General features: G+C 72.0%; 29 protein-coding genes. 12 read left to right on the forward strand and 17 right to left on the reverse strand.

The window, feature by feature from the left end:
• Positions 1 to 59: 59 nt before the first annotated feature.
• Together AB0H81_RS02905 and AB0H81_RS02910 are read left to right on the forward strand one after the other, a co-directional pair.
• Positions 60 to 1,256 carry a cytochrome P450 gene (locus AB0H81_RS02905; RefSeq protein WP_358368326.1) on the forward strand — a complete coding sequence of 399 codons (1,197 nt, stop codon included), beginning with the start codon at positions 60 to 62 and terminating at the stop codon, positions 1,254 to 1,256.
• Positions 1,257 to 1,329: 73 nt separating this feature from the next.
• Positions 1,330 to 1,701 (forward strand): hypothetical protein, encoded by a 372-nt coding sequence (locus tag AB0H81_RS02910; protein ID WP_358368328.1) that lies wholly within the window; start codon positions 1,330 to 1,332, stop codon positions 1,699 to 1,701.
• A gap of 93 nt (positions 1,702 to 1,794) precedes the next feature.
• Here AB0H81_RS02910 and AB0H81_RS02915 read toward each other — a convergent pair whose 3' ends face one another.
• Positions 1,795 to 2,751 carry an EamA family transporter gene (locus AB0H81_RS02915; RefSeq protein ID WP_358368331.1) on the reverse strand — a complete coding sequence of 319 codons (957 nt, stop codon included), beginning with the start codon at positions 2,749 to 2,751 and terminating at the stop codon, positions 1,795 to 1,797.
• Positions 2,752 to 2,865: 114 nt separating this feature from the next.
• Here AB0H81_RS02915 and AB0H81_RS02920 point away from each other — a divergent pair, with 114 nt between their 5' ends.
• Together AB0H81_RS02920 and AB0H81_RS02925 are read left to right on the forward strand one after the other, a co-directional pair.
• Positions 2,866 to 4,071 carry a CBS domain-containing protein gene (locus tag AB0H81_RS02920; RefSeq protein ID WP_358368333.1) on the forward strand — a complete coding sequence of 402 codons (1,206 nt, stop codon included), beginning with the start codon at positions 2,866 to 2,868 and terminating at the stop codon, positions 4,069 to 4,071.
• Complete coding sequence (locus AB0H81_RS02925; protein WP_358368335.1) at positions 4,068 to 4,535, forward strand: DUF1003 domain-containing protein; 468 nt, start codon at positions 4,068 to 4,070, stop codon at positions 4,533 to 4,535. Before AB0H81_RS02920 ends, AB0H81_RS02925 begins: the two co-directional genes overlap by 4 nt.
• 22 nt (positions 4,536 to 4,557) lie before the next feature.
• On the opposite strand, the gene AB0H81_RS02930 is transcribed toward AB0H81_RS02925, so the two are convergent.
• Entirely contained in the window at positions 4,558 to 5,022 is a 465-nt protein-coding gene (locus tag AB0H81_RS02930; RefSeq protein WP_358368337.1) for a MarR family transcriptional regulator, read from the reverse strand.
• Positions 5,023 to 5,192: 170 nt separating this feature from the next.
• Here AB0H81_RS02930 and AB0H81_RS02935 point away from each other — a divergent pair, with 170 nt between their 5' ends.
• Complete coding sequence (locus AB0H81_RS02935) at positions 5,193 to 6,332, forward strand: Mrp/NBP35 family ATP-binding protein (RefSeq protein WP_358368340.1); 1,140 nt, start codon at positions 5,193 to 5,195, stop codon at positions 6,330 to 6,332.
• A 96-nt stretch (positions 6,333 to 6,428) separates the two neighbouring features.
• On the opposite strand, the gene AB0H81_RS02940 is transcribed toward AB0H81_RS02935, so the two are convergent.
• The 4 genes from AB0H81_RS02940 to sigE all read right to left on the reverse strand — a co-directional run bounded on the left by AB0H81_RS02940 (position 6,429) and on the right by sigE (position 10,141).
• Positions 6,429 to 6,788 (reverse strand): sec-independent translocase, encoded by a 360-nt coding sequence (locus AB0H81_RS02940; RefSeq protein ID WP_358368342.1) that lies wholly within the window; start codon positions 6,786 to 6,788, stop codon positions 6,429 to 6,431.
• Positions 6,789 to 6,913: 125 nt separating this feature from the next.
• Positions 6,914 to 8,095 (reverse strand): trypsin-like peptidase domain-containing protein, encoded by a 1,182-nt coding sequence (locus AB0H81_RS02945; RefSeq protein WP_358368345.1) that lies wholly within the window; start codon positions 8,093 to 8,095, stop codon positions 6,914 to 6,916.
• 875 nt (positions 8,096 to 8,970) lie between these two features.
• Positions 8,971 to 9,477, reverse strand: a complete 507-nt coding sequence (locus AB0H81_RS02950; RefSeq protein ID WP_358368347.1) for a zf-HC2 domain-containing protein — start codon at positions 9,475 to 9,477, stop codon at positions 8,971 to 8,973.
• 22 nt (positions 9,478 to 9,499) lie between these two features.
• Positions 9,500 to 10,141 carry an RNA polymerase sigma factor SigE gene (gene sigE / locus AB0H81_RS02955; protein WP_175592690.1) on the reverse strand — a complete coding sequence of 214 codons (642 nt, stop codon included), beginning with the start codon at positions 10,139 to 10,141 and terminating at the stop codon, positions 9,500 to 9,502.
• Positions 10,142 to 10,302: 161 nt separating this feature from the next.
• On the opposite strand from sigE, the gene AB0H81_RS02960 reads away from it, so the two are divergent.
• Complete coding sequence (locus AB0H81_RS02960; protein ID WP_358368350.1) at positions 10,303 to 10,941, forward strand: O-methyltransferase; 639 nt, start codon at positions 10,303 to 10,305, stop codon at positions 10,939 to 10,941.
• Between the two features lie 94 nt (positions 10,942 to 11,035).
• Here the strand turns inward: AB0H81_RS02960 and AB0H81_RS02965 are convergent, their stop codons facing one another.
• Positions 11,036 to 12,445 carry a leucyl aminopeptidase gene (locus AB0H81_RS02965; RefSeq protein ID WP_358368352.1) on the reverse strand — a complete coding sequence of 470 codons (1,410 nt, stop codon included), beginning with the start codon at positions 12,443 to 12,445 and terminating at the stop codon, positions 11,036 to 11,038.
• A gap of 78 nt (positions 12,446 to 12,523) precedes the next feature.
• Entirely contained in the window at positions 12,524 to 12,691 is a 168-nt protein-coding gene (locus tag AB0H81_RS02970) for a DUF3117 domain-containing protein (protein ID WP_020545024.1), read from the reverse strand.
• A gap of 178 nt (positions 12,692 to 12,869) precedes the next feature.
• Here AB0H81_RS02970 and AB0H81_RS02975 point away from each other — a divergent pair, with 178 nt between their 5' ends.
• Both AB0H81_RS02975 and AB0H81_RS02980 read left to right on the forward strand, forming a co-directional pair.
• Complete coding sequence (locus AB0H81_RS02975; RefSeq protein ID WP_358368354.1) at positions 12,870 to 13,646, forward strand: PaaX family transcriptional regulator C-terminal domain-containing protein; 777 nt, start codon at positions 12,870 to 12,872, stop codon at positions 13,644 to 13,646.
• Positions 13,643 to 14,419, forward strand: coding sequence for an enoyl-CoA hydratase-related protein (locus AB0H81_RS02980; RefSeq protein ID WP_358368357.1), 777 nt, complete (start codon positions 13,643 to 13,645; stop codon positions 14,417 to 14,419). Before AB0H81_RS02975 ends, AB0H81_RS02980 begins: the two co-directional genes overlap by 4 nt.
• Here AB0H81_RS02980 and AB0H81_RS02985 read toward each other — a convergent pair.
• Both AB0H81_RS02985 and AB0H81_RS02990 read right to left on the reverse strand, forming a co-directional pair.
• Entirely contained in the window at positions 14,406 to 14,978 is a 573-nt protein-coding gene (locus AB0H81_RS02985; protein WP_358368360.1) for a DNA-3-methyladenine glycosylase I, read from the reverse strand. The genes AB0H81_RS02980 and AB0H81_RS02985 overlap by 14 nt on opposite strands.
• Positions 14,975 to 15,757: a hypothetical protein gene (locus tag AB0H81_RS02990; protein ID WP_358368362.1), complete on the reverse strand. Its 783-nt coding sequence runs from the start codon at positions 15,755 to 15,757 to the stop codon at positions 14,975 to 14,977. The genes AB0H81_RS02985 and AB0H81_RS02990 overlap by 4 nt, the downstream gene beginning before the upstream one ends.
• Before the next feature lie 28 nt (positions 15,758 to 15,785).
• On the opposite strand from AB0H81_RS02990, the gene AB0H81_RS02995 reads away from it, so the two are divergent.
• Positions 15,786 to 16,067, forward strand: a complete 282-nt coding sequence (locus AB0H81_RS02995; protein ID WP_358368364.1) for a hypothetical protein — start codon at positions 15,786 to 15,788, stop codon at positions 16,065 to 16,067.
• Positions 16,068 to 16,091: 24 nt separating this feature from the next.
• Here the strand turns inward: AB0H81_RS02995 and AB0H81_RS03000 are convergent, their stop codons facing one another.
• The 4 genes from AB0H81_RS03000 to AB0H81_RS03015 all read right to left on the reverse strand — a co-directional run bounded on the left by AB0H81_RS03000 (position 16,092) and on the right by AB0H81_RS03015 (position 19,683).
• Positions 16,092 to 16,676: a TIGR00730 family Rossman fold protein gene (locus AB0H81_RS03000; protein WP_358368366.1), complete on the reverse strand. Its 585-nt coding sequence runs from the start codon at positions 16,674 to 16,676 to the stop codon at positions 16,092 to 16,094.
• 20 nt (positions 16,677 to 16,696) lie between these two features.
• Positions 16,697 to 17,494 (reverse strand): TIGR00730 family Rossman fold protein, encoded by a 798-nt coding sequence (locus AB0H81_RS03005; RefSeq protein ID WP_358368368.1) that lies wholly within the window; start codon positions 17,492 to 17,494, stop codon positions 16,697 to 16,699.
• Between the two features lie 300 nt (positions 17,495 to 17,794).
• Positions 17,795 to 18,850, reverse strand: coding sequence for a succinyl-diaminopimelate desuccinylase (dapE, locus tag AB0H81_RS03010; RefSeq protein WP_358368485.1), 1,056 nt, complete (start codon positions 18,848 to 18,850; stop codon positions 17,795 to 17,797).
• Entirely contained in the window at positions 18,850 to 19,683 is an 834-nt protein-coding gene (locus tag AB0H81_RS03015; protein ID WP_358368370.1) for a 2,3,4,5-tetrahydropyridine-2,6-dicarboxylate N-succinyltransferase, read from the reverse strand. Before AB0H81_RS03015 ends, dapE begins: the two co-directional genes overlap by 1 nt.
• A 37-nt stretch (positions 19,684 to 19,720) precedes the next feature.
• Here AB0H81_RS03015 and AB0H81_RS03020 point away from each other — a divergent pair, with 37 nt between their 5' ends.
• Positions 19,721 to 20,545 carry a hypothetical protein gene (locus AB0H81_RS03020; RefSeq protein ID WP_358368373.1) on the forward strand — a complete coding sequence of 275 codons (825 nt, stop codon included), beginning with the start codon at positions 19,721 to 19,723 and terminating at the stop codon, positions 20,543 to 20,545.
• A gap of 13 nt (positions 20,546 to 20,558) precedes the next feature.
• Here the strand turns inward: AB0H81_RS03020 and AB0H81_RS03025 are convergent, their stop codons facing one another.
• The 3 genes from AB0H81_RS03025 to fdxA all read right to left on the reverse strand — a co-directional run bounded on the left by AB0H81_RS03025 (position 20,559) and on the right by fdxA (position 22,858).
• Positions 20,559 to 21,215 (reverse strand): DUF4178 domain-containing protein, encoded by a 657-nt coding sequence (locus AB0H81_RS03025; protein WP_358368375.1) that lies wholly within the window; start codon positions 21,213 to 21,215, stop codon positions 20,559 to 20,561.
• Positions 21,216 to 21,305: 90 nt separating this feature from the next.
• Complete coding sequence (gene dapC, locus AB0H81_RS03030) at positions 21,306 to 22,376, reverse strand: succinyldiaminopimelate transaminase (protein ID WP_358368377.1); 1,071 nt, start codon at positions 22,374 to 22,376, stop codon at positions 21,306 to 21,308.
• A gap of 155 nt (positions 22,377 to 22,531) precedes the next feature.
• Positions 22,532 to 22,858 (reverse strand): ferredoxin, encoded by a 327-nt coding sequence (fdxA, locus tag AB0H81_RS03035; RefSeq protein WP_106240826.1) that lies wholly within the window; start codon positions 22,856 to 22,858, stop codon positions 22,532 to 22,534.
• A gap of 351 nt (positions 22,859 to 23,209) precedes the next feature.
• On the opposite strand from fdxA, the gene AB0H81_RS03040 reads away from it, so the two are divergent.
• A complete protein-coding gene (locus AB0H81_RS03040; protein WP_358368379.1) occupies positions 23,210 to 24,271 on the forward strand; it encodes an ABC transporter substrate-binding protein in 1,062 nt (353 codons plus the stop codon).
• Positions 24,272 to 24,371: 100 nt separating this feature from the next.
• Positions 24,372 to 25,148, forward strand: coding sequence for a class I SAM-dependent methyltransferase (locus AB0H81_RS03045; protein ID WP_358368380.1), 777 nt, complete (start codon positions 24,372 to 24,374; stop codon positions 25,146 to 25,148).
• Positions 25,149 to 25,174: the final 26 nt, after the last annotated feature.

The following is a 25,174-nucleotide window of genomic DNA, read 5'->3' on the forward strand; positions in this document are numbered from 1 at the left end:
TCAGATGATGACATCATCTAGATTGTCACATCACATGATCTCATCATCTGGAGGGCTTCATGGCGGACATCCCGGAGATCGACCTCACCGACCCCGGCGTCATCGGTGACCCGTTCACGGTGTACGGCCGGGCACGGGAGCGCTCACCGCTGGCCCGGGTGCTCACGCCGGGACTTCCGCCCCTGTGGACGCTGACCCGGCACGAGGGCGCCCGGGCGATGCTGGCCGACCCCCGGTTCGCGATCACCTCCGGCAGCTTCATGCGGCCGGACGTGCCCGAGGACTGCCTGCCGTACCTGCGGACGATGTCGGAGATGGACGGGCCCGAGCACCTGCGGCTGCGCCGGCTGGTCGCGCCCGCGTTCACCGCGCGCCGGGCCGCCGCGCTTCGGCCCGCGATCGACCGGGTCGTGGAACGCCTGCTGGACGCGCTGCCCGGCCATGCCACCGACGGGGCCACGGACGGGGGCGTGGACCTGCTGCGGCACTTCGCCGCGCCGCTGCCGATGGAGGTCATCTGCGAGCTGGTGGGGGTGCCCGAGCCGGACCGGGCGCGCTGGCACGAGTACGGCGCGCTGGTCGCGGCGGGCGCCGGCCCGGGGTTCGCCGCGGCCATCCCCGGGATCATGGCCGGCGCCAGGGAGGCGGTCGCCCGCCGCCGCGCCGAGGCGGCTCCCGACCTGCTGTCCGAGCTCATCCGCGCGCAGGCCGAGGACGGCGACCGGCTCAGCGACACCGAGCTGGTCACCCTGGTCTGGCACCTGGTACTGGCCGGGCAGACGCCGGCGAATCTGATCGCGAACGCCGTACACGTCCTGCTGTCCGAGCCGGCCCAGCTCAAGGCGCTGCGCGAGGACCCCGCCCTCATGCCCCGCGCCGTCGAGGAACTGATCCGCTGGTGCGGCCCGATCCTGCTGACGGTCCCCCGCTACGCGCGCGAGGACGTCGAACTGCACGGCGTCACCATCCGGACGGGCGACGCCGTGACGGCCTCGGTCGCCGCCGTCAACCGGGACCCGCGCGCGTTCGCCGACCCCGACCGGCTGGACGTCACACTGGCCCGCGAGGCGACCCATCTGGGGTTCGCGCACGGGGCGCACTTCTGCCTCGGCGCCTCCATCGCCAGGGTGCAGACCGAGGCGGCACTGGCCGCCCTGCTGCGCCGCTTCCCGGGTCTCGCGCTCGCTCCGGAGGGTGCGCGGCGCGCCCCCGACCCGGGCACGTGGCGTCTGGTCTCACTGCCCGTGACTCTGTGAACCCGTCGCCCGGCCCTCACCCGTCCGTCGCGCGGCCTGCCGCCGGATCACCGGCCTGGACTACAGTCGGGACGTGAGCGACACACGCGCGGCCATCGAGGAGGGCGCGAAGAAGTCCGGCATCCTCTGGCTCGGCCTCGACCGCCCCCGCCTGGCCTGGCACGCCTGGCACGACGGCGCCGTCTACCTCGTGACCGGCGGCGGCGAGCAGGATCTGCCGGGGCTCGCGGACCTCGACCGGGTACGCGTCACCCTGCGCAGCAAGGACAACGGCGCGCGACTGGTGGAGTTCGACGCGGCCGTCGCGGTCGTGGACCAGCGGGCGGAGCGGGAGGCGGTCGCCGCGCTGGCCAAGGAGCGGCTCAACGCGCCCGACGGCGCCCACCTGACCGACCGCTGGGCCCGGGAGTCCACGGTCGTCCGCCTCACCCCCCTGGACGCCTGACCGCGCGGTCGAACCGGAGCCCTGCGCCGTCGACCGCGGACGCGGTCCCGGTGGAGAGCGGTCAACCGTGGGCGCGGTCCCGGTGGAGAGGGGTCAGCCGCGGGCGCGGTCGAGGCTCAGCCGGGCCTCGGTGGAAGGCGCCGGCTCGGGCTCGGGCGCCGGCGCGCCGCCCCGGGACGCCGCCATCTGGGCGAGCAGCGCCCCCGACAGCACCAGCAGCCCGCCGACGATCTGGAACGCCCCGAGCGCCTCGCCCACCAGCGCCCAGGCCACCACCGCGCCGCCGATGACCTCCAGCGACGCCACCGTCGCGCCGACGGCCGCCGACAGGCGGCGCACCGCGTTGACGCCCAGGATGTACGCCGCGACGGTCGCGACCAGCACCATCCACAGGTACGCCGCGAACGCCGGCAGGGTGAGGCCGCTTCCCTCGGGCGTGGCGAGACGGGTGAACGCCTCCCACGGGATGTCCCACGGCCGGGCGAACGGCACGAGCACCAGGGCCGCCCCGAGCATGCCCCAGGCGATGAGCCCCAGCGGGTCCACGTCGTCCCCGAAGCTATCGCTCATCAGGAAATATCCGGCGCAGCACGCCCCGGCGGCCAGGCCCAGCAGCAGCCCCAGCGCGTCCAGCCGCAGGCCGTCCCAGACCTCCACGACGATGCCGAGCCCGACGACGGCGACCACCGCGCCCAGGTACGCCGAGCGCGCCAGCCGGATCTTGCGCACGAACCGCACCCACACGACCACCATGACCGGCGCCATGAACTCCAGCAGCAGCGCGATCCCCACCGGCAGCCGGGTCAGCGCGACGAAGTAGAGCGACTGCACCCCGGCGACGGCCACGACGGCGTACACCCCGAAGAACGGAACCCGCGAGCGCGGGATGCGCAGGGCGGACGGCTTGACCACGGCCAGCACGGCCACCATCAGCAGCCCCGCGCCGGCCATCCGCGCCCAGACCGCCTCGATGGGCGCCAGCCCCGCCGCGTTCAGGTACTTGGCCATGGGCCCGGAGAACGCGAAGCACCACGCCGAGACAAAGGCCATCGCGAGACCCGAATATCGCATCGCCACACCATCCGTAATTACCGTTCCTATCTTTTGATACTGACACGCCGGACGCCCGGGGCGCAACATTCCCCGGCTGTTAACCTGCTGACTGTGAAGATCTTCGTGGCCCGCCTGGCCGGGGTTTCGGTCTTCGACCCGGCCGGCGACCAGATCGGCCGCATCCGGGATGTCGTGGTGGGCCTGCGCGGTCCCCTGCCGCCCGCCGTCCACGGCATGGTGGTCGAGGTGCAGCCGCGCCGCCGCGTCTTCCTGCCCATCACGCGGGTCCGCGGCATCGAGGCCGGCGCGGTCGTCTTCACGGGCCGGCTCAACGTGCGCCGCTTCGAGAAGCGCGCGACCGAGACACTGGTCCTCGGCGAGATGCTCGACCGCACCGTGACCGTCGACGGCGAGCACATGACGGTCTTCGACCTCGCCATGGAGGAGTCCAGGCCGTCGGCCTGGGAGATCACCAAGGTCGCCGTGTACCGGGGCAGGCGGCGGCGCGACCCCCGGATCGTGGCCTGGGAGGAGACGTCGGGGTTCGACCAGCTCCAGAAGGACCAGGGCGCCGCCGGGCTGATCGCCGCGTTCGAGTCGATGCGGGCCGCCGACATCGCGAGCGCCCTGCACGAGCTGCCCGGCAAGCGGCGGGTCGAGGTCGCCCGCGCGCTCGACGACGACCGGCTCGCCGACGTGCTGGAGGAGCTGCCGCCCCGCGACCAGATCGGCATCCTCAGCACCCTCGAACCCGGCCGGGCCGCGGACGTGCTGGAGGAGATGGACCCCGACGACGCCGCCGACCTGCTCAACGACCTGCCGGCCGACCAGGCCGCCCACCTGCTGGCGCTGATGGAGCCGGGCGAGGCCGCGCCCGTGCGGCGGCTGCTCACCTACCCGCAGAACACGGCCGGCGGCATGATGACCAGCGAGCCGGTGATCCTGCCGCCGAACGCCACGGTCGCCGAGGCGCTGGCGCACATCCGGCAGCAGGACCTCGCGCCGTCCGTCGCGGCCCAGGTGTACGTGACCCGGCCGCCGAACGAGACGCCCACGGGGGCGTACCTCGGCGTCAGCCACTTCCAGCGGCTGCTGCGCGACCCGCCCTCCACGCTGCTGGGCTCGGTGCTCGACCCGTCGATCGACCCCATCCGGCCCGGCTTCACGCTGCCGGAGGTCGCCCGCTACCTCGCCAGCTACAACCTGGTGGCGGCGCCCGTGGTCGACGAGCTGGGGCGGCTGGTGGGCGCGGTCACGGTGGACGACGTGCTCGACCACATGCTGCCGGCCGACTGGCGCGAAGGAGCACCGTCATGACGGCCGAGCGGCTGGACCAGCCCCGCGACCTGCGCCGCACGCTGCGCCCGCACTACCACCCGGAGGCGTTCGGCCGCCTGTCGGAGCGGATCGCCCGCTTCCTCGGGACCGCGCGCTTCATCGTCTACATGACGGTGGTCGTGGCGGTGTGGGTCGCCTGGAACGCCATCGCGCCCGCCAACCTGGCCTTCGACCCGTACCCGTTCATCTTCCTCACCCTCATGCTGTCGCTCCAGGCCTCGTACGCGGCGCCCCTCATCCTGCTCGCCCAGAACCGGCAGGCCGACCGTGACCGGGTCCAGTACGAGCAGGACCGTGCGGCGGCCGACCGCAACCAGGCGGAGATCGAGTACCTGACCCGGGAGATCGCCGCGCTGCGGATGGCACTGAGCGAGGTCGCCACCCGCGACTACCTGCGCTCGGAGCTCCAGCACCTGCTGGAGGAGCTCAGAGAGCGCCCGTGACGCCGGCGAGCCTCCGCGCGGCTCAGGGAACGTCCGTCGCGCCGGCGAGCCGGGTCACGAGCTCCCGCACCCGCTCGATCTCGTCCGGGCCCAGGGAGTCGAGGAAGTGCGCGCGGACGCCGCGCAGGTAGGTGGGCGTCGCCTCGGCCAGCCGGGCCGCCCCCGCGTCCGTCAGCACCGCGAACAGCCCACGGGCGTCGCTCTCGCACGCCTCGCGGCCCACCAGCCCGTCGCGCTGCAACCGGTCGATCAGCCGGGTCAGGCCGCTGCGGGACAGCAGCACCCTGCCCGCCAGGTCGTTCATCCGCAGCCGCCGCTCCGGCGCCTCGGCGAGCTGCGACAGCACGTCGTACGACGCGAGCGGCAGGTCGTGGGCGACCAGCAGCTCGGCCTCCAGGTGGCGCGTGATCCGCACCTGCGCCCGCTGCAGCATCCGCCAGACCGCCAGCTCCTCGACGGTGAGGCCCTCGTCGCGCAGAAGAGTCACGGAGTAACCTTAGTTTGTTGCACGCACACCTAAACAGTCCGTCGTGCAGCGTGGATTAACCGCGCCGCGCCTCTGGTTCATACCATGGAGGGGCATCCTCACCGGCGTGCAGCGCCTGTCATACAGAGACCACTAAGGAGGGACGGCACTCCCTTCGTGCCGAGACTTCGATGGCACCAACCCAGGAACAGGTGACGGCCGCCCTCGCCACCGTCATCGACCCCGAGATCCGTCGCCCGATCACCGATCTCGGCATGGTCAAGAGCGTCGACATCACGCCCGACGGCGTGGTCCGCGTCGGCGTCTACCTCACGATCGCGGGGTGTCCGCTGAAGGACACCATCCGCCGCGACGTCACCGCCTCGGTCTCCCGGCTCGACGGTGTCACGGGTGTCGAGATCGAACTGGACGTCATGAGCACCGAGCAGCGCAAGGAGCTGCAGACGAAGCTGCGCGGCGACCGCGCCCCGGAGAAGGAGATCCCCTTCAACCAGCCGGGCTCGCTGACCCGCGTCTTCGCGGTGGCCAGCGGCAAGGGTGGCGTCGGCAAGTCGTCGGTCACGGTCAACCTGGCCGCCGCCATGTCCGCGAACGGCCTCAAGGTCGGCATCGTCGACGCCGACATCTACGGCCATAGCATCCCCCGCATGCTGGGCGCCTCGGAGCGGCCGACCAAGGTCGAGGACATGATCATGCCGCCGGTGGCGCATGACATCAAGGTCATCTCGGTGGGCATGTTCAAACCGGAGGGCAACACCCCGGTGGTGTGGCGTGGCCCGATGCTCGACCGGGCGCTGCACCAGTTCCTCGCCGACGTCTACTGGGGCGACCTCGACGTCCTGCTGCTCGACCTGCCCCCGGGCACCGGCGACATCGCCATCTCGGTCGCGCAGCGGCTGCCGTCCGCCGAGATCCTCGTCGTGACGACGCCCCAGATGGCGGCGGCCGAGGTGGCCGAGCGGGCCGGCTCGATCGCGGCCCAGACCCACCAGCAGATCGCCGGCGTCATCGAGAACATGGCGTGGCTGCCGTGCCCCCACTGCGACGAGCGCATCGCGGTCTTCGGCGAGGGAGGCGGCCAGACCGTCGCCGACGCGCTGACCCGCACGCTCGGCGCCCGGGTGCCGCTGCTCGGCCAGGTGCCGATAGACCTGCGGCTGCGCGAGGGCGGCGACGAGGGCAAGCCGCTCGTGCTGACCGACCCCGACGCCCCGGCGGCGGCGGAGCTCCGCTCGATCGCGGCCACGCTGAGCAAGCGGGGGTCCAGCCTCAAGGGTCTGCAGCTCGGCCTGGCGCCCAACCGCCGCTAGACGCGCCGCACGTCCCTCAGCACGTCATCGGGCCCGCTCGCATCCGAGCGGGCCCGCACTTTTCCATGGACGCCTGGCGGCGGATGACGGGGCGGGTCAGGTGGCCTCGGCATCGTAGGGCGGGATCTCGCCGACGCCCAGCTCGTCCACCGGCTCGGGCAGGGCCGGGGCCGTGAGCACCGGCTCCTCCGCCGGCTTGGCGTTCCACGAGTCCTCGACGTCGTCCAGCAGGTGCTTGCGGACGAAGGTACGCGGGTTGAGGTCGGCCGGGTCGAAGTCGCGGTACTCCGGCGGCAGGCCGGCCCGCAGATCGTCACGCGCGTTGGTGGCCATCCGGCGCAGGTCGCGCAGCGTCTTGCCGGCCTGCGCCGCCGCCTGAGGCAGCTTGTCGGGCCCGAAGACGAGAAGCGCGATGACGATCAGCGCCCCGACCTCAAGCCACCCGAGTCCGAACACCGTGAGCTCCTAGCGCAGTCCTGATGCACCGAGGACAACCCCGGCGTATTCCAGACTAAGGGCTCCGGCGGTCGGATCGACCGCCCGCCCTGACGTCCCGGCTCGATCACCAAGCCGGCCATGGATCAGGACGGCGACGGCGCGGGCTCCGCGTCGGCCGTGACCGTGAGCGTCGCCGTGCGTTCCTGTCCCGCCCGCTGGTACTTGACCGTGATGTGGGACCCCGGCGCCTTGCTGCGGATGAGGGCGATCAGCTCATTGCCGTCCTGCAGGCGCAGCCCGTCGAGCTCCAGGATGACGTCGCCCGCCTTCAGCCCGGCCTTGGCGGCGGGACCACCCGGGTCGACCGGCTGGCGGCCCTCGGTCGGCTCGGAGGCGATGCGGACACCCTGGCCCTTGTAGTCGGGGTCGAGCACGATGCCGATCTTGGGGCGCTTGGCCTTGCCGCTCGTCACGAGTTCCTCGGCCACCCGCCGCGCCTGGTTGACCGGGATGGCGAAGCCGAGGCCGATGCTGCCGCTCTGGTTGGTCAGCGAACGGCTCAGCGTGGCGATCGCGGAGTTGACGCCCACGACCTCGCCCTTGCCGTTGACCAGCGGGCCGCCGGAGTTGCCTGGGTTGATGGCGGCGTCGGTCTGGATGGCGCTGATGTAGGCGGGCTCCTCGGAGCCGCCGTTCTCGTCGCCGGCGATGACCGGCCGGTTCAGGGAGCTGACGATGCCCGTGGTGACCGTGCCGGACAGGCCGAGCGGCGAGCCGACCGCGATGACCGGGTCGCCGACCACGACCTGGTCGGAGTTGCCGAGGGAGATCTCCGGCGTGCCGAAGGTGTCCTCGGGCTTGACCACGGCCAGGTCGGAGCCCGGGTCGCGGCCGATGATGCGGCCGGTCGTGGTCTTGCGGTTGTAGAACATGATCTTGATATCGCCGCCCTTGGCGGCCATGGCGACCACGTGGTTGTTCGTCACCACGTAACCGTTCTTGATCAGGAATCCGGAGCCGGTCGCGCCCTCGGTGTTGCTGCCGTTGCCCACCTCCAGCGAGACCACGCTGGGCAGCACCCGCGCGGCCACGCCGGCCACCGAGTCGGGCGCCCGGTCGGTGGCGCCGCTCGGGAGCGGGCCGAGGCTGTAGGACGGATCGGTGCCGTTGGTACGGGTGAGCAGGTAGGTGCCGACGCTGCCGAGCGCCGAGGCGACCAGGGCGACGACCACGGCCAGCACGACGAGCAGGCCGGTGCCGGGGCCACGTCGCGAAGCCGCCGCGCTGCCGCCGCCGGGGGGCGGAGGGGCCCAGCCGGGGCCCATGCCGAGCGCGTGGCGCGGAGGCGGCGGGGGCGCGTCGCCGCCGTAGGGCGGGGCGCCCGAGGAGGGGCCGAAGAACGGGCTCTCGTAGGAGCGGGTGGAGGACTGCCTGTCACCCTCGGCCCCGAACGCGGCCTCGCCGCCGGGCCGTGCGAAGGGGTTGTCCCCGGCGCTCCCGAAGGGTCCCTCGCCGCTGTCCGACCGCCCGAAGGGTCCCTCGCCGGTGTCGCCACCAGCGTGACCACCGTCCGCAGGACCTTCACCAGGCCCACCATCACCGGAACCACCGGCGTCGGACCCGCGGCCCGAAGCGGCGCTGCCCGAGGCCGCCTGAAGCGGCGGCCCGCCCGGTCCGCGATCGTCTGGAGAGCCGGACACCCGGTCACCGGCAGAGCCGAAAGAGGCCGACGGACCGCCGTAAGGGCCCTGGGGGACGCCGAAGGCGGGTGAGTCGCCCGGCTGGCCCGACGGAGCGCGCCAGCCGCCCTGCGAGCCCCCATAGCCCTCGGGGCCGTCAGGGCCGCGCTGCGGATCGGAGGGTGAGTCCCATGGTCCCTGAGCGGCCGACGAGGGCGTCCCGGCCCCGCCACCAGGCCGGTCGGCCCGGCCGTCCGCGGGAAGGAACTCCGGGCGCCCCTGCGGCGCAGGGAAGTCCGACGGCATGCGTCCTTCGCCCGGGCGCGTCTCGTCGGTCATCTACGTCTCACCACTCCTTGCTCGACACCGCAATCCTGGTGCGATCGGCATACGAGAGTCGTAAAGCAATGGTCAGGAACCACGCCTCTACCGGCGGTTCCCCTCCAAAACCCCGAACTCCGATCGTATGCCCCCGACGCCATGGACTACGCCACCGAGTATCCCAGGCCGTCGTGTCCCGGTCAGGGCGTGGCGGTGGGCGGTGTGGCCTGGGAGGACGCGGGTGTGTTCTGCCGGAACAGCTCGACCGGGGGCGGCGTGCCGCCCTGCCCGGCTCCGGACGCGGCGAAGAAGGTGCCGAGGGCCACGGCGGCGGAGACCACACCGACGGCGACGTACGTGCCGCGCCGCCTACCCCGGCGGCCCGGGCCGGAAACGCCGCCGCTCGCGTCCCTGCGGGGGCGGTTGTCCAGGGGCGCGATGGAATGAGGGCCCGGCAGCGGGACACCTCCGAAGGTCCGCGCGGGGAACGGCCGCTCGCGGGGCGGCAACGGGCCGCCCGGCTCGGCCATCCGCAGCAGCGACATCGTCAGATCGGCCGGCATGGCGAGCTCGTCGAGCGAGCGCAGGCGCGACTTCAGCGCCCGCATCGACTCGACCTCCCGCCTGCAGTCGGCGCAGAACGTCAGATGGGCCAGCGCGCGGTCACGCTCGGCGTGGTTGAGCTCGCCGTCGACGAGCGCGCTCACGCGTTCTCCAAGATGCGACATATCAGACTTCCTCCCCACGGGGCCCCGACGGGAATGCTGGCGGGGGGAGTTGTGAGTGTCGGGGGGCCCGGTGTTCGAGCGCCTCGCGCAACTGCGCCCGGCCACGGTGAATTCGGCTCCGGACCGTGCCCAGCTTGACCCCGAGCGTGGCCGCGATCTCCTCGTACGACAGGCCCTCGATGTCGCACAGCACGATCGCCGCCCGGAACTCGGGGGCGAGCGCGTCGAGCGCGGCCTGGATGTCGGGTTCGAGGTGGGCGTCGTCGAACGCCTGCGCCGGTGACGGCTCGCGGCCGCGCAGCCTCTCGGCGGCGTCGTCGGCCAGCCCCTCGAAACGGATGCGCTGCTTGCGCCGCGCCATGTCGAGGAACAGGTTGGTCGTGATCCGGTGCAGCCAGCCCTCGAACGTCCCGGGCGTGTAGCTCGACAGCGACCTGAAAACCCGTACGAAGACCTCTTGGGTGAGGTCCTCGGCGTCATGGACGTTGCCGGTCAGGCGGTAAGCCAGCCGATAAACGCGCGCGGAGTGAGTCCGCACCACTTCCTCCCAGGTGGGAGGTGTCCAATCAGACACGGGAGCATCGGCCTGGTGGTCGCTCTCGTCCACCAGAACTCCTCTCTCTGGGACCACCGCTACCGCCATAGTGCCTGGTTTCGTCCCTTCATGCGCACTGCCTGCCTTCCGGACCGGCAAAGCCCGTTTAAACCTGCAACGCCTCGGGGTGCTCCTGAGTTCCCGTCCTGGCGCTACTCCCCTAGGCTGCGATCGGTGACCAATCGCACGAAAGTGGGGGGAGGAGGCCGATGACCAGTCAGGTGGAGGCCACTCTGGCCTATGCGGAGCAGTTCCATCACGAGGATGAGATCCTGCGCGCGGCGCGGCAGCGCGGGCTGGAGATGGGCGCGGTGCCCATCCTTCCCGGAGGCGGGGCGGCGCTCTGCTTCCTCGCCACGGCGCTCAACGCCAAGTCGGTCGTCGAGATCGGCACCGGCTGCGGCGTCTCAGGGCTCTGGCTGCTGCGCGGCATGCGCCCCGACGGCACCCTGACCAGCGTGGACGTGGAGCCCGAGCACCAGCGGCTGGCGCGGCAGGCGTTCGCGGAGGCCGGCTTCGCCGGGGGCCGGGTGCGGTTGATCACCGGCCGCGCGCTCGACGTGCTGCCCCGGCTGTCGGACGGCGGCTACGACATGGTCTTCGCCGACGCGGCCAAGCAGGAGTACGCGGACTATCTGGCCGAGTCGGTACGGCTGCTGCGCGTGGGCGGCATCGTGGCCTTCGACAACGCGCTCTGGCACAACCGCGTGGCCGACCCGGCCCAGCGCGACCCCGACACGGTCTCCCTGCGCGAGCTGGGCAAGCTCGTGCAGGGAGACGACCGCCTCCGGTCGCTGCTGATGCCGCTGGGCGACGGCCTGCTCGCCGCCGTCAAGATCGCCGGCTAGCCCGGCCGCCGGCCGCGCCGGCGCCCCACCAGCGATCACCCGCGAGCGGTCACAAGCGACGTGGTCACGAACGGCGCGGTCACGCGACGAGCGGTCACCCGCGGGTCAGCCACTCCAGCAGGACCCGCACCCCGAACCCCGTGGCGCCCTTGGTCAGGATGCCGTCGTCCACCGTGCTGCGCCCCACCCCCGCGATGTCGAGGTGCGCCCACGGCCGCTTGCCCGCGAACTCACGCAGGAACAGCGCCGCCGTGATGGACCCGGCGCCGTAGGTGGACCCGCTCTCCACGTTGGCCAGGTCGGCGATCGGCGAGTCCAGTGCGGGCGCGTACTCGTCGATGAGCGGCATCCGCCACAGCCTGTCGTCGCTGTCGCGCGCGGCCGCGAGGAGCGCCTTGGCGAGGTCGTCGTCGGTGGAGTAGACGGCGCCGACGTTGCGGCCCAGGGCGACGCTGATGGCGCCCGTCAGCGTGGCGATGTCGACCACCGCGTCGGGGTCGAGCTCGGCGTCGGCGTAGGCGAGCGCGTCGGCCAGCACGAGCCGGCCCTCGGCGTCGGTGTTGAGCACCTCGACCGTGCGCCCGCCGTAGTGGGTGATGACGTCGCTGGGCCGCTGGGCGGTACCGGACGGCATGTTCTCGGCCGCGGCGACCAGTCCGGTGACGCGGACCGGGGCGCCCATCCGGGCCAGCGCCCCGACGACGGCGATCACCACGGCGCCGCCCGCCATGTCGGTCTTCTGCGTCTTCATGTTCTCGGTCGGCTTGAGCGACAGGCCGCCCGAGTCGAACGTGATGCCCTTGCCCACGAGCACCACGTGGCGCTCGACGGGGCCCTCAGGAACGTAGGAGAGCTGGATGAGGCGAGGGGGGTTGGCCGAGCCGCGGCCGACCGCGAGAATGCCGCCGAACCCGGCCGCCTGGAGCTGCTCCTCGTCCCACACCCGCACGGGCACGCCCTGCTCGGCGGCGCGCTCGGCCAGCCAGACGGGCGTCTTGACCGACGCCGGCGTGTTGGCCAGGTCACGGGCCAGCGCCACGGCCTGGGCGACGCTCTCGCCCCGCCGTACGGCCTGCTCGTCGGCGGAGGCGAACCGCAGCGCGCGCACGGGCGCCTTGCCCGGGGCGCCGATGCGGAAGGAGTAGGCGGCGAGCAGGGCGGCCTCCGCGAACGCGGCTGCGTCGCCCTCGGGCACCACCACGGTCAGCTCCTCGCGGCCCTTGACCCTGCGCGTCAGCCCGGCCGCCGCCTTGCGCAGGGCCTTCGGCGAGCCGTCGCCGACGCCGTACAGCAGCACGCGCCCGACGCCGCCCTCCCGCGCCACGGGGACCTCGATGATCTCGCCGGCCTCCCCCTTGGCCTCGTAGTGGGCCAGCAGGCCGGGCAGGGGCACCGGCAGGTCGAGCTCGACGGCGGGCGCCAGCTCGGGCGTGTAGGGGACGGCCAGCAGCTCGGCGCCGTCGGGGACGCCGGCGACCACCGATGCAGTGGTCTCAATGGGCACGGAACATTCTCCTCGAACGTCAGCGACCCTGGCGCGCGGATACGCCAGGGCCGCGGGACAGGTCTGTCTCGGGAGCTCTCAGCCGACGACGTTCTTCAGCGCCTCGCCGAGCGCCTTGGCCTCGTCCGCGGAAATCTCCACGACGAGCCGGCCACCACCTTCCAGAGGGACCCGCATGACAATGCCTCGCCCTTCCTTGGTGACCTCGAGCGGACCATCGCCGGTCCGCGGCTTCATCGCCGCCATGCGTGCATCCCTTCCTGCCTTGGGCTCCCGCGGCCCGCGATTTTAGTCCGCCCGCCAGGGAGGGCGGTATTCACGTCTTCTGTGATGTCCTATTCTCCCGCATCGCGAGCGCTCATGGGTAACGATCTCCTCCCAGAATGCGTTGTCGACGGTGGCGAAGACGTCCAAACTGGACAGCGTGCACGCACGAGCTGCCCTGTTCGACCTCTATGGGGACCACCTGCGCCCACGCGGCGGACGGGCCTCCGTGGCGGCTCTCGTGCGCCTCATGAAGCCGCTGGAGATCGCTGCTCCGGCCGTGCGCACCGCTGTTTCGCGCATGGTCAGGCAGGGCTGGCTGGAGCCCGTCAGATTGCCTCAGGGGGCCGGCTACGGGCTCACGCCCAAGTGCGTCAGAAGACTGGACGACGCCGCGTCGAGAATTTACCGAGTGGGAACGCCGTCCTGGCACGGCCGGTGGCATCTGATCGTTTTGGAACCGGTGAAGGATCGGCCGCGTAGAGAGCGGGTCAAGGCCGTTCTCGCGTTTCTCGGCTACGCGCCGCTGTCGGAGACGACCTGGGTCGGGCCGCGCTCCTCCCGCGAGGTGGACCACCTGCTGGTGAGCGAGGGGCTGCGGGCCGACAGGTTCGACTCGGCGCTGGAGGGCGACCCCTGCGAGCTGGTCGCGCGGGCCTGGGATCTGGCGGCCATCGGCGAGGCGTACGAGCGGTGGCTGTCGGAGGCTGTCACGCTGGTCGGGGCGCTGCCGGGCGGGGCGCCGGACGACCAGGTGTTCGCGACGAGGAGCAGGCTCGTGCACGGGTGGCGCAACTTCCTCTTCCGCGACCCCGGCCTGCCACCCGAGCTGCTGCCGCCCGCCTGGCCCGGTGAGCGGGCCAGAGCGTACTTCGAGCAGGAGGCCGCCCGCCTGCTGCCCTCAGCCGCCGCGTTCGTCGACAGGGAGCTGCCGTGATCCGCTATGACGTGACCGACGCCGTCGCCACCATCACGCTCGACCGGCCGGAGGCGATGAACTCGCTGACCGCCGAGGTGAAGACGGCCCTGCTGGAGGCGCTGCGCCGCGCGGCCGGCGACGACGGGGCGCGGGCGGTGCTGCTGACCGGCTCCGGCCGGGCCTTCTGCGCCGGACAGGACCTGCGCGAGCACGCCGACAACCTGGAGGCGGGACGCGGGCTCGCCGGGACCGTGCGCGAGCACTACAACCCGATGGTCGAGCTCATCACCACCATGCCCAAGCCGGTGGTGGCCGCCGTCAACGGGGTCGCGGCGGGCGCGGGCGCCTCGCTCGCCTTCGCCTGCGACCTGCGGGTGGCCTCGGAGAAGGCCAAGTTCGCGCTCGCGTTCTCCGGCATCGGCCTCGCGCCCGACTCGGGCGCGTCGTGGACGCTGCAGCGCCTCGTCGGCGCCGGGCGGGCCGCCGAGCTCATGCTGCTCGGCGAGCCGCTCGACGCGGCGCGGGCACTGGAGCTGGGCCTGGTCACGCGGGTGGTGCCGCCGGACGACATGCTCAAGACCGCCGCCGAGCTCGCCGTACGGCTCGCGCAGGGGCCCACGCTCGCGTACGCGGCCACCAAGCGGGCCCTGGTCTACGCCGCCACGCGTTCCCTGCCGGAGGCGCTGGAGATGGAGGCCGTCCTGCAGGACGAGTGCGCCGCCACCCAGGACCATCGCGACGCCACCCGGGCCTTCCTGGCCAAGGAGCGCCCGACGTTCAGCGGTCGCTGAGCGCGCTCGCCCGGGTGCGCGCCACGCACCCCTCGATGTGGTCGTTGACCAGGCCGATCGCCTGCATGAGCGCGTACGCGGTGGTCGGCCCGACGAACCGGAAGCCGTGCCGCTTCAGCTCCTTGGCCAGCGCCTTCGAGCCGGGCGTGACGGCGGGCACGTCGGCCATCGACGCCGGCACCGGGGCATCGGGGTCGGCGTGGCGCCACACCAGCTCGGACAGGCCGCCGGGCAGGTCGAGCGCGACGCGGGCGTTGTTCACCACGGCCTCGATCTTGGCGCGGTTGCGGACGATCCCGGCGTCGCCGAGCAGCCGTTCGACGTCCTGCTCGGTGTAGGCGGCCACCTTCGGGATGGAGAAGCGGTCGAAGGCGGCGCGGAAGTTCTCCCGCTTGCGCAGGATCGTCAGCCAGGACAGCCCGGACTGGAACGCCTCCAGCGCCACCCGCTCGAACACCATGTCGTCACCGCGGACGGGACGGCCCCACTCGTCGTCGTGGTAGGCGGTGTAGAGGGGGTCGGCCAGGCCCGGCCAGGTGCACCGGATCACGTCGGTCACGCGCGCTCGTCCCCGTCCTTGCCCGCCGCCGCCCGCACCGTCCGCCCGTCGGCGTCGTCCTTCACGTCGGCGTCGTCCTTCACGTCGGCGTCGTCCTTCACGTCGGCGTCGTCCTTCACGTCGGCGTCGTCCTTCACGTCGGCGTCGTCCTTCACGTCCTTCTCGCCGTCGTCGTCCTTCGCCGGCTCGTCCTTCACGTCCTTCTCGCCGTCGTCGCCCTTCGCCGGCTCGTCCTTCGCCTCGGGCTCTTGCTCCGCCTCGGCCTCAGGCTCGCGCTCGGCCTCCTGCTCCGGCTCGGAGTCATGCTGCGGCGGCTCGGGAACGCCGTCGGTGAAGGCGGCCCGCGCCGGGGCGAGGGCGGGCGGCGTGACTAGCGGGTCGCCATCCTCGGGGAGGCTGGGCAGCTCGGCCGGCCCCTCGGGCTCGTGGTCGGTGCGGGGGCCGCCGCCCGGCGACGCGTACAGCTCCTGGCGCGCGTGCAGGCGGCTCGACATCAGCTCCGAGACCCGCTGCTCCAGCACCGCGATGCGGGTGTCGCGCGCGCTGATCGCGCTGGCGGCCCTGCGCAGGGTCTCGTCGACGCTCTGCGTGTGATAGCCGACGATGTTGACCGGTAGCTGCAGCGCCATGAAGTCGACCGCCGTGAGCCGCCCGGCCTCGGGCAGGTCGAGGGGCGGCACGTCCGGCGGGAACTCGGTCAGCTCACCGCCCCTACCGAGGGAGACCAGCACCACGCAGGCCAGGATCGCGAGCGCGGCGATGGCGAGAATGACCAGCACATGGGCATCGTACTCATACCATCGAGACATGAGTCCCGCAGTTGTCCCACCCGGTGCGCCTCCGGACCCCTCCTGGACGGCCGCGGGCTCGCCCGCCGAGGCCGCCGCGCTGGCGCGTGCGGGCGCGACCGTGCTGGTCACGCTGCCCGCGCCGCTCGACGCGGCGCTGGCCGCCGCTGCCGTCTACCGCTGGCACGGCGCGAGTGTGTTCGTCACCGAACACATCGAGCCGGTACGCCAGGCGCTGGAGATGACCGAGTCGCTGGCCGGCCGCCGGCCCCCGGCCCTGGCCCGGCGCGCCCTGGCCTGAGCCCGGGGTGCCGGGCGGACGGCCTCAGCCGGTGGCCTCGCCCAGTTCCTCGGCCGTGGGGCGCACCGGGCGGGCGCGGCCTTCGACGTGGTCGAGGGCCTCCTCCACCGTCGTCGTCCACGCGATGGCGTCGAAGACGTTCGCCCGGGTGAACCCCTCGTCGTACATGTGCTCCACGAGCCCGCGCAGCGAGGCGTACAGCCCCCACGGGTCGAGGACGACCAGCGGCCGGTCGTGGATGCCGAGGACCCGCGCCGTCCAGATCTCGAACAGCTCCTCCAGCGTGCCGATGCCGCCCGGCAGCACGAGGAAGGCGTCGGACCGCTCGTCCATGGCGGCCTTGCGCTCGCGCATGCCGGGGGTGACGATCAGCTCGTCGGAGTCGCGGTCGGCGATCTCGACGTCCACCAGCACCTGGGGGATCACGCCGACCGTGCGTCCGCCCGCCGCCCGGGCGGCGGCGGTGACGGCGCCCATGCAGGAGACGGTGGCGCCGCCGCTGACCAGGGTGTGACCGCGCCTGGCCAGCTCGGTGCCGACGTTCGTCGCCAGCTCCACGTATTTGGGGTCGATCTTCTGACTGGAGGCACAGAACACGCAAACATTCACGACATGTCAGCTTATGGGGGTTACTGTGGCTCCGCGGTCTGGCTCGCGACCGCCTGCAGTTCCTCCTCGCGCTGCCGGGAACGCGCCCGGTCGGCGTCCACGATGATCCGCACGGCCTCGTCCACGTCGTCGGTGATCTTGATCAGGTCGAGGTCCTGCTCGGCGATCTTGCCGGTGCCCAGGAGCGTGCTCTTGATCCAGTCGAGGAGGCCGCCCCAGAACTCCGACCCCATGAGCACGACCGGGAACGAGGTGACCTTGTGCGTCTGCACCAGCGTGAGCGCCTCGAACAGCTCGTCCAGCGTGCCGAAGCCGCCGGGCAGGGCGATGAAGCCGCACGAGTACTTCACGAACATGGTCTTGCGCACGAAGAAGTAGCGGAACTCGATGCCGAGGTCCACGTAGTCGTTCATGCTCTGCTCGAACGGCAGCTCGATGCCGAGACCCACCGAGACGGCGCCGTCGACCTCGGTGGCGCCGCGGTTGGCCGACTCCATCACGCCCGGCCCGCCGCCCGTGATGACGGCGTAGCCGGCCTCGGCGATGGCCCGGCCGAGCGCGCGGCCCATGGCGTACTCGGGCGAGTCGGCGGGGGTGCGGGCCGAGCCGAAGACCGTGACGGCCGGGGGCAGCTCGGCGAGCTGGCCGAAACCCTCGACGAACTCCGCCTGGATCCGCAGCACCCGCCACGGATCCATGTGGACCCAGTCGGCGGGGCCCTGCCGGTCGAGCAGGCGCTGGTCATGGGTGGATTCGGGGACGAGCTTGCCACGGACCACGGCTTGGCCCTGGCGGCGCTCGCGACGCGTCGTGTCCATGCGGATCACGCTAGCCCTCCTTCGGTGCCCCTGAACCCGGGGACGTCTCCTCCGGCGCCGGCTCACCTCCCCGTGGGCCGGGCCGTGAACGGCCCACGGTCGGGCCGTTCCAGCAAAATAGCAGGTCAACGGCGGTCTGAGGAGCGGCAAAAAATCATGAAAAAAGTAGGGAACCGGATTTCGACCCCCTTGCGTCTAACTGCCGAGGGTGCTGCTCGGGACTGAAAGTGGCTTTCCCCGCCAAATGGCCGGCGAGGAAAGCCACTTTCACGTTCCGGGGTCTTCCGCGGGCCCCGGGCGTCAGGCCGACAGCCAGGCGAGCATCGCCCGCTCGCTCTCCACGATCTTGGACAGGGCGACGTACTCCCCCTGCTGGTGCGCCAGGTTGGGGTCGCCGGGACCGTAGTTGACGGCGGGGACACCCAGCGCCGAGAACCGCGCCACGTCCGTCCACCCCAGCTTGGCCCGCGGCTCGCCGCCCACCGCCGCGGCGAAGGCGGCCGCCACCGGATGCGTCAGGCCCGGCCGGGCGGCGGGGGCGCCGTCGGTGAAGTCCACCTCGAAGCCGTCGAAGACCTCGCGCACGTGCGCCCGCGCCTGATCCTCGGTGAGGTCGGGCGCGAACCGGTAGTTGACCGTGACCACGCACGCGTCGGGGATGACGTTGCCCGCGACCCCGCCGCGCACGCCCACGGCGTTGAGGCCCTCGTGGTACTCCAGCCCGTCGACCACCGGCCGCCGGGCCTGGTAGGAGTTCAGGCGGGCCAGCACGGGTTCGATGCCGTGGATGGCGTTGGCCCCGAACCAGGACCGGGCGCTGTGCGCGCGCTTGCCCCTGACCAGGATCTCGGCCCGCAGCGTGCCCTGGCAGCCGCCCTCGATCACCCCGTCGGTCGGCTCCATGAGCACCGCGAAGTCGGCGGCCAGCCAGTCGGCGTGGTCACGGGCGATCCGGTTGAGGCCGTTGCGCTCGGCCTCGACCTCCTCGCAGTCGTAGAAGACGTACGTGACGTCGCGGTTGGGCGCCGGGAGGGCCGCGGCGAGCTTCAGCGCGACGGCGACGCCCGCCTTCATGTCGGAGGTGCCGCAGCCGTAGAGGAGGTCGCCCTCGACGCGGCTCGGCAGGTTGCCGTGGACGGGCACCGTGTCGAGGTGCCCGGCGATCAGCACCCGCTCGCCGCGTCCGAGCGAGGTGCGGGCGACGACCGTCTCGCCGGACCGCTCGACCTTCAGGTGCGGCAGCGCGCCGAGCGCCCGCTCCACCGCGTCGGCCAGCGCGCGCTCGTCACCGCTCACCGACTCGATGTCGACGATCGCCGCGGTCAGGTCGCGGACGTCCTGGGTCAGGTCCAGCATCACGTGTTCACCCCGTGCTCGCGCAGCGTCTCGTTGAGCGCCGCCTTGTCGTGCCGCTGCCCCGGCTCCAGCCGCTTGATCACCAGCACGCACGGCAGGCCGAACGTGCCGCCGGGGAACTCCTTCTGGCGGGTGCCGCCGACGGCCACGCACCAGTCGGGCACCCGGCCGCGCGCCAGCTCCTCCCCTGTCTCCACGTCTATCACCGGCATGGACGCCGACAGGATGGCGCCCGCCCCGATGACCGCGCCGCGCCCCACCCGGGCGCCCTCGACGATCATCGCGCGGCTGCCGACCAGCGCGTCGTCCTCCACGACCACCGGGAGCGCTCCGGGCGGCTCCAGCACGCCGCCGATGCCCACGCCGCCCGACAGGTGCACGTTCGCACCGATATATGCGCACGATCCGACCGTGGCCCAGGTGTCGACCATCGTGCCGCCGCCGACGTACGCGCCGATGTTGACGAACGACGGCATCAGCACCACGCCGGGCGCCATGTACGACCCCCAGCGGGCGATGGCGCCCGGCACCACGCGGACCCCGTCGAACGTGGTCTTCAGCGGTACCCGGTCGTTGTGCTGGAAGTCACCCACCTGGGTCCGGGCCATGCCGAGCACTTTGAAGGCGAGCAGGATCGCCCGCCGGGCCCGCTCGTCCACGACCACCTCGCCGTCCGACAGCTCGGCCACCCGGGCCTTGCCGGTGTCGAGCAGGTCGATCGCGTTCACCACGGTGGCGCGCGCCTCCGTGTCGCGGGGCGACAGCTCGGCGCGCCGCTCCCACAGGTCGTCGACCGCCGGAGGTATCGGGGACGGCGTGCTCTGGTCACTCATGGCCACGGAGCTTATCCGGCCGGGTAGGTTTTCCAGAGTGCGCGTCCGCTTCTCCCGCGGTGTCATCACGATCGCCGCGATCGTCGTCGTGCTCGCGGTGGCGATCTCCGTGGGCCTGTACACCTTGCTCAAGAAGGTCCCCCAGCCGCTCGCGGTCCCCGAGGCGTACTGCTTCGTGCGCACTCCCACCGCCGCCCTGGAGCTCGACATCGAGCAGGCGCAGATCGCGGCCACCATCGCCGCCGTCGCGGCGCGCCGCCGGCTGCCCGAACGGGCCGTGGTGATCGCGTACGCCACGGCGCTCCAGGAGTCCAAGCTCAAGAACCTCGACTACGGCGACCGCGACTCGGTCGGGGTGTTCCAGCAGCGCGAGTCGCAGGGCTGGGGCAGGAAGAAGCAGCTCATGGACCCGGTCTACGCGACCAACCGGTTCTTCGCAGCGCTGGTCAAGGTCAAGAACTACCGGAAGATACCGCTGGCCGAGGCCGCCCAGGAGGTGCAGCGCTCGGCGGGCGGCTACGCCTACGCCCCGCACGAGGAGGACGCCAAGATCCTCGCCGCCGCGTTCACCGGCCGGGTGCCGCGCTCCGTCCACTGCTGGTACCCGCCGGCGAAGGGCCAGACGGCGCCGCCCAAGGCCAGGACCGCCGAGGCGCGCCGCCAGCTCGCGCGGGCCCTCGGCGCCTCGGAGGTCACGAGCACGCGCCGGGGGTGGCTGATCGCCGCCTGGTCCGTGGCGTACGCGCAGAAGTACGGGCTGAGCCGCGTCGGGTTCAGCGGCGCGGTGTGGAAGAACGACATGAAGGTGGAGGGCTGGACGGCCGGCGACAAGTCGGGCGACGCCCGGGTGGAGCTGTCCTAACCCCGGGGCCGGCTCAGGGGGCGCGGCTGACGACGGCGATGGAGCCGGGGGCCAGCGGGTTGGCGTAGCTGGCGGTCCACGAGCCGCCCTGGATGCGCTCGAACGACAGCAGCCTGCCGTCGGAGGCGCGGTAGTCGGCGAAGTCGAGCAGGCCGCGCTCCGGGAGGCCGGTGTCGCCCTCGCTGCGGAAGGCCGCGGTGCCGCGCTCGATGGGGAAGAACTCGACGCCCTCCATGATGAGCATGCTCTTGGCCGGAACCATGCCCTGGGTGGGCACCTCGGTCCACATGAACACCTCGAGGTGCGGCGGGTCGCCCTGACGCGTCTCGACCGACAGCCACTGCCGGCGGCGTGCGGTGTCGCGCAACAGGAACTCGGTCCACTCCTGGCCCTGCCATGAGATGTACATGGCGCCCAGCACGCGCGCCGGCGAGCCGTGGACCTCGATGCCGTCACCGACTTTGAGCGTGCGGGGGTCGGCGTAGTCGGACCCGGCATACCCCACCACGCCCACGGGCGCCGGCAACGGGGTCTCGAGGGGAGCGACCTCGACCGGCGGCTCGGCCGTGCGGCCCTTCCTGTCCTGGCGCAGGGTGGCCAGGAAGGCCCCCAGCAGCAGGAGGACGGTGGCGATGCTCAGCCCGAGTACGACCATGGAGGTCATGCTCATAGATCAGCTCGCTCCACTCGCGGTCTGTCTCGGCGAACGCCCTTATTAAGGTGTGCGTGCCCGCCGGGGGTGGCGGGCCGTGTCGGGATCCTACTGGAGGCGGCGTACCGCCGCATCGATGCGCTCGTCGGTGGCGGTCACCGCGACGCGGATGTGCTGCGTACCAGCCGATCCATAGAATTCACCCGGCGCGACCAAAATACCGATTTCGGCGAGCTTGCCTACCTGATCCCACGACTTTTCTCCGTTCGACGCCCACAAGTAGAGGCCGGCTGTCGAGTGGTCGATGCGCCAGCCCGCCGCTTCCAGCGCGGGACGCAGCCGCGCGCGCCGGGAGGCGTAGAGCCGGCGCTGCTCGTCGGCGTGCCCGTCGTCGGCCAGCGCGGCGGCCATCGCCGCCTGCACCGGAGCCGGCATGATCATGCCTGCGTGCTTGCGGATCTCCAGCAGGCGCGCGACCAGCGCCGGGTCACCCGTGACGAAACCCGCTCGGTAGCCGGCCAGGTTGGACCGCTTGGAGAGCGAGTGGACGGCGAGCAGCCCCTCGTGGGAGCCGCCGCAGACGTCGGGGTGCAGGATGGAGACCGGACGCTCCTCCCAGCCCAGCTCGATGTAGCACTCGTCGGAGGCCACGATCGTGCCGCGCTCGCGGGCCCAGGCGACCACCTTGCGCAGGTGCTCGGGTGGCAGCACCCGGCCCGTGGGGTTGCCCGGCGAGTTGATCCACACCAGGTCGGGGCGCTCGGGGCCGAGCGCGAGCAGGCCGTCGGAGGCCACCGCCGAGGCGCCGGCCAGCCGCGCGCCCACGTCGTACGTGGGGTAGGCCAGCTCGGGCAGCACCACCCGCTTGGCACCGAGATAGGTCGGCAACCAGGCGACGAACTCCTTGGACCCGATCAGCGGCAGCACGTCGCGCTGGTCCACCGTGACCTCGTGCCTGCGCCGCAACCACCCGGCCGCGGCCTCGCGCAGCGGCGCGGTGCCGTGGGTCAGCGGATAACCGGGACTGTCGGAGGCTCCGGCCAGCGCGTCCTGGACCGCCTGGGGCACCGAGTCGACCGGGGTGCCGATCGACAGGTCGACGACCCCGTCGGGATGGGCGCGGGCACGCTCCTTGTAGGGCTCCAGCTTGTCCCAGGGAAAGTCGGGCAGGTTGTTCACGGAACTCCAGGTCTCGGTGGTGCGCCGCGGGACGGCGGGCGCGTCACGGAACCAGCACGTCACAAAACCGGCGCGTCACGCAACCAGCGCGTCACGGAACCGGCGCAGACCGCCGCGCCGGGCGGCCTGGCAGGCGGCCCGCGACGTACGGGCGGCTAGTGGTCCTCGCCCTGCGGGGGCAGCGCCGCGACGACCGGGTGGTCCTTCTCGATCTTGCCGACCTTCGAGGCGCCGCCGGGCGAGCCCAGGTCCTCGAAGAAGTCGACGTTGGCCTTGTAGAAGTCCTTCCACTGCTCAGGAAGGTCGTCCTCATAGAAGATGGCCTCGACGGGGCACACCGGCTCGCACGCGCCGCAGTCCACGCACTCGTCCGGGTGGATGTACAACATGCGCTCGCCCTCGTAGATGCAGTCGACGGGGCACTCCTCGATGCACGCCTTGTCCAGGACGTCCACGCAAGGCTGCGCGATGACGTAGGTCACCTCGAGCTCCTTCTTCTCCGCCACATGGCTGAATCTGACCGCGGTTTGCTAGGCCCTAGTATTGCCGTGCTTGTCGGCTGGCCGAAACGGAGGGTGGCAAAGTCATGGCCGCTCGTCTCGTGATCACCGTCACAAGCGCCGACGTGGGCGCCCGTATCACCACGCGCAGGCGGGTTCCCGGCGGGTTCAGCGACGCGGTCGGCGTGTTGGAGTCCTGGGAGCACGGCGTGTTGCGGGTGCGTAAAAGGGACGGCACGATCGTGGAAATCCCTGAGGAGAGCCTGGTGGCGGCCCGTGTCGTACCGGCCGCGCCTCCTCGACCTGGGCGTCCGTAACGGCGAGTATCGCCGTGTGACCGTACGTATCTGTGCCGCTGCGGCAGCCATCCTCGTCAGCGCCGGGTGCGGCGCGTCGTCCACCACCAGCACGCCGTCCAAACCGCTCCCGCCGGTGAACGTGCGGGCCCTCTCCCTGAAAGAGGGCTTCGGCGACATGGACCGGCTCGCGGCGGCGGCCCGCCAGGAGGGCTCCCTCAACGTGATCGGGCTGCCCCACGACTGGATGAACTACGGCGGGCTCATCGCCACCTTCACCGAGAAGTACGGCGTCAAGGTGAACGAGATCGAGCCGAACGCCAGCAGCGCCCGGCAGATCCAGGCGGCCGGGCAGCTCAGGCCCGACGTGTTCGACCTCACCCTGGACGTCGCGGTCGCCCACGCCGCCCGGTTCGCCCCGTACCGGGTGGTGGGCTGGCAGGACGTGCCGGACGACGTCAAGGACCCGTCCGGCACCTGGTACGCCGCCTACGGGTCGTACATGTCGATCGGCTACGACCCGCGCGTGCCCGCGCCCACCTCATTCACGGACCTCGGCAAGCCGGGCTACACGGTCGCGCTCGACGGCGACCCGCTGCGCTCGGAGGCGGCCTTCGACGGCGTCATGGCGGCCTCGCTGGAGCGCGGCACGCCGCACCTCCGGCGCGGGGTGGAGCTGTTCGGCAAGCTCGGGCGGGCCGGGCGGCTCACCGATCCGGCCAAGGCGAACGTGATCGTGACCTGGGACCACGTCAACGCCCGCCGCGCCGCGCAGCACCCCGACGGGTGGAAGGTGGTCATCCCGAAGGACGCGCCGCTCGGCTCCTACCATGTGCAGGCGATCTACAAGAACGCGCCGCATCCCGCGGCGGCCCGGCTGTGGGAGGAGTTCCTCTTCTCCGACGAGGGCCAGAACCTGCTGCTGCGCGGGTACGCCCGGCCGGCCCGCGCGGAGGCGATGCTCATGCGCGGCAAGCTGGACACCCAGCAGGGCGCCAAGCTGCCCGTCCCGCCCGGACCGCCGGTTCTCCTCACGATCCCTCAAACGGACGCTGGAAAGTCCTATCTAAAGAGAGAATGGACAAAGAGCGTCCGGTGAGACCGATGTGACTTGGTATGTCATAGCGACGCTCAGCCTCTAAAGTGAACGGACAGCACGGCCACGGGGGCCCGATGTCTGAGAATGTGAGCTGATCGTCTTGCGATATGACACACCGAGCTTGGAGCGGTGGAGCAGTCGCGCCTACGACGGCAGTTTCGGCTATGTCTCCACCCAGGGCGCTCCCCTGGTCGACCTGCTGGATCCGCGGCCCGGGGAGCGCGTGCTGGACCTGGGCTGCGGCACCGGCGTCCTGACCGCCCAGATCGCCTCGCGCGGCGCCGAGGTGCTCGGCATCGACGGCTCCCCCGCCATGATCGAGAAGGCGCTCGCCCAGCACCCCGGCATCGACTTCATCGTCGGCGACGGCCACGACTTCACCGTCGTCCAGGCCTACGACGCCGTCTTCTCCAACGCCGCGCTCCACTGGATGAGCCGCGACCCCGCCACCGTGATCGCCAACGTCCGTGAGGCCCTGGTCCCCGGCGGCCGGTTCGTCGCCGAGATGGGCGGGGCCGGCAACTGCGCCGAGCTGACCGCCGCCATGCTGACGGCCTGGCGGGAGTACGGGCTGCGCGAGCCCGACCTGCCCTGGTACTTCCCCACACCCGCCGAGTACGCCCGCCGCCTGGAGCAGGAGGGCTTCGTGGTGCGGCTGCTGGAGTACTTCGACCGCCCCACCCCTCTCGACGAGTGCCCCGGCGGGGCCGCCGACTGGGTGCGGATGTTCGCCTCCTCGGTCATCGAGGGACTGCCCCCGGAGGTCGTCGCTCCCCTGTTGAGGCGGGTCAACGAGCTGGCCGCTCCCGCTCTGCGCAGGGAGACCGGCTGGATGGCGGATTACGTGCGTCTGCGCTTCGCCGCTGTCCGGCGCTGATGCGTAGTCCATGATGCGTAGGGCTG

Source organism: Nonomuraea sp. NPDC050691 (assembly GCF_040654455.1).
Lineage (GTDB): Bacteria > Actinomycetota > Actinomycetes > Streptosporangiales > Streptosporangiaceae > Nonomuraea.

Coding starts and splice junctions, on each gene's coding strand:
- AB0H81_RS02905 (WP_358368326.1), top strand. CDS start 60: ATGGCGGACATCCCGGAGATCGACCTCACCGACCCCGGCGTCATCGGT.
- AB0H81_RS02915 (WP_358368331.1), bottom strand. CDS start 2,751: ATGGCCTTTGTCTCGGCGTGGTGCTTCGCGTTCTCCGGGCCCATGGCC.
- AB0H81_RS02925 (WP_358368335.1), top strand. CDS start 4,068: ATGACGGCCGAGCGGCTGGACCAGCCCCGCGACCTGCGCCGCACGCTG.
- AB0H81_RS02935 (WP_358368340.1), top strand. CDS start 5,193: ATGGCACCAACCCAGGAACAGGTGACGGCCGCCCTCGCCACCGTCATC.
- AB0H81_RS02945 (WP_358368345.1), bottom strand. CDS start 8,095: ATGGGCCCCGGCTGGGCCCCTCCGCCCCCCGGCGGCGGCAGCGCGGCG.
- sigE (WP_175592690.1), bottom strand. CDS start 10,141: ATGGCGGTAGCGGTGGTCCCAGAGAGAGGAGTTCTGGTGGACGAGAGC.
- AB0H81_RS02960 (WP_358368350.1), top strand. CDS start 10,303: ATGACCAGTCAGGTGGAGGCCACTCTGGCCTATGCGGAGCAGTTCCAT.
- AB0H81_RS02970 (WP_020545024.1), bottom strand. CDS start 12,691: ATGGCGGCGATGAAGCCGCGGACCGGCGATGGTCCGCTCGAGGTCACC.
- AB0H81_RS02995 (WP_358368364.1), top strand. CDS start 15,786: ATGAGTCCCGCAGTTGTCCCACCCGGTGCGCCTCCGGACCCCTCCTGG.
- AB0H81_RS03005 (WP_358368368.1), bottom strand. CDS start 17,494: ATGGACACGACGCGTCGCGAGCGCCGCCAGGGCCAAGCCGTGGTCCGT.
- dapE (WP_358368485.1), bottom strand. CDS start 18,850: ATGCTGGACCTGACCCAGGACGTCCGCGACCTGACCGCGGCGATCGTC.
- AB0H81_RS03015 (WP_358368370.1), bottom strand. CDS start 19,683: ATGAGTGACCAGAGCACGCCGTCCCCGATACCTCCGGCGGTCGACGAC.
- AB0H81_RS03025 (WP_358368375.1), bottom strand. CDS start 21,215: ATGAGCATGACCTCCATGGTCGTACTCGGGCTGAGCATCGCCACCGTC.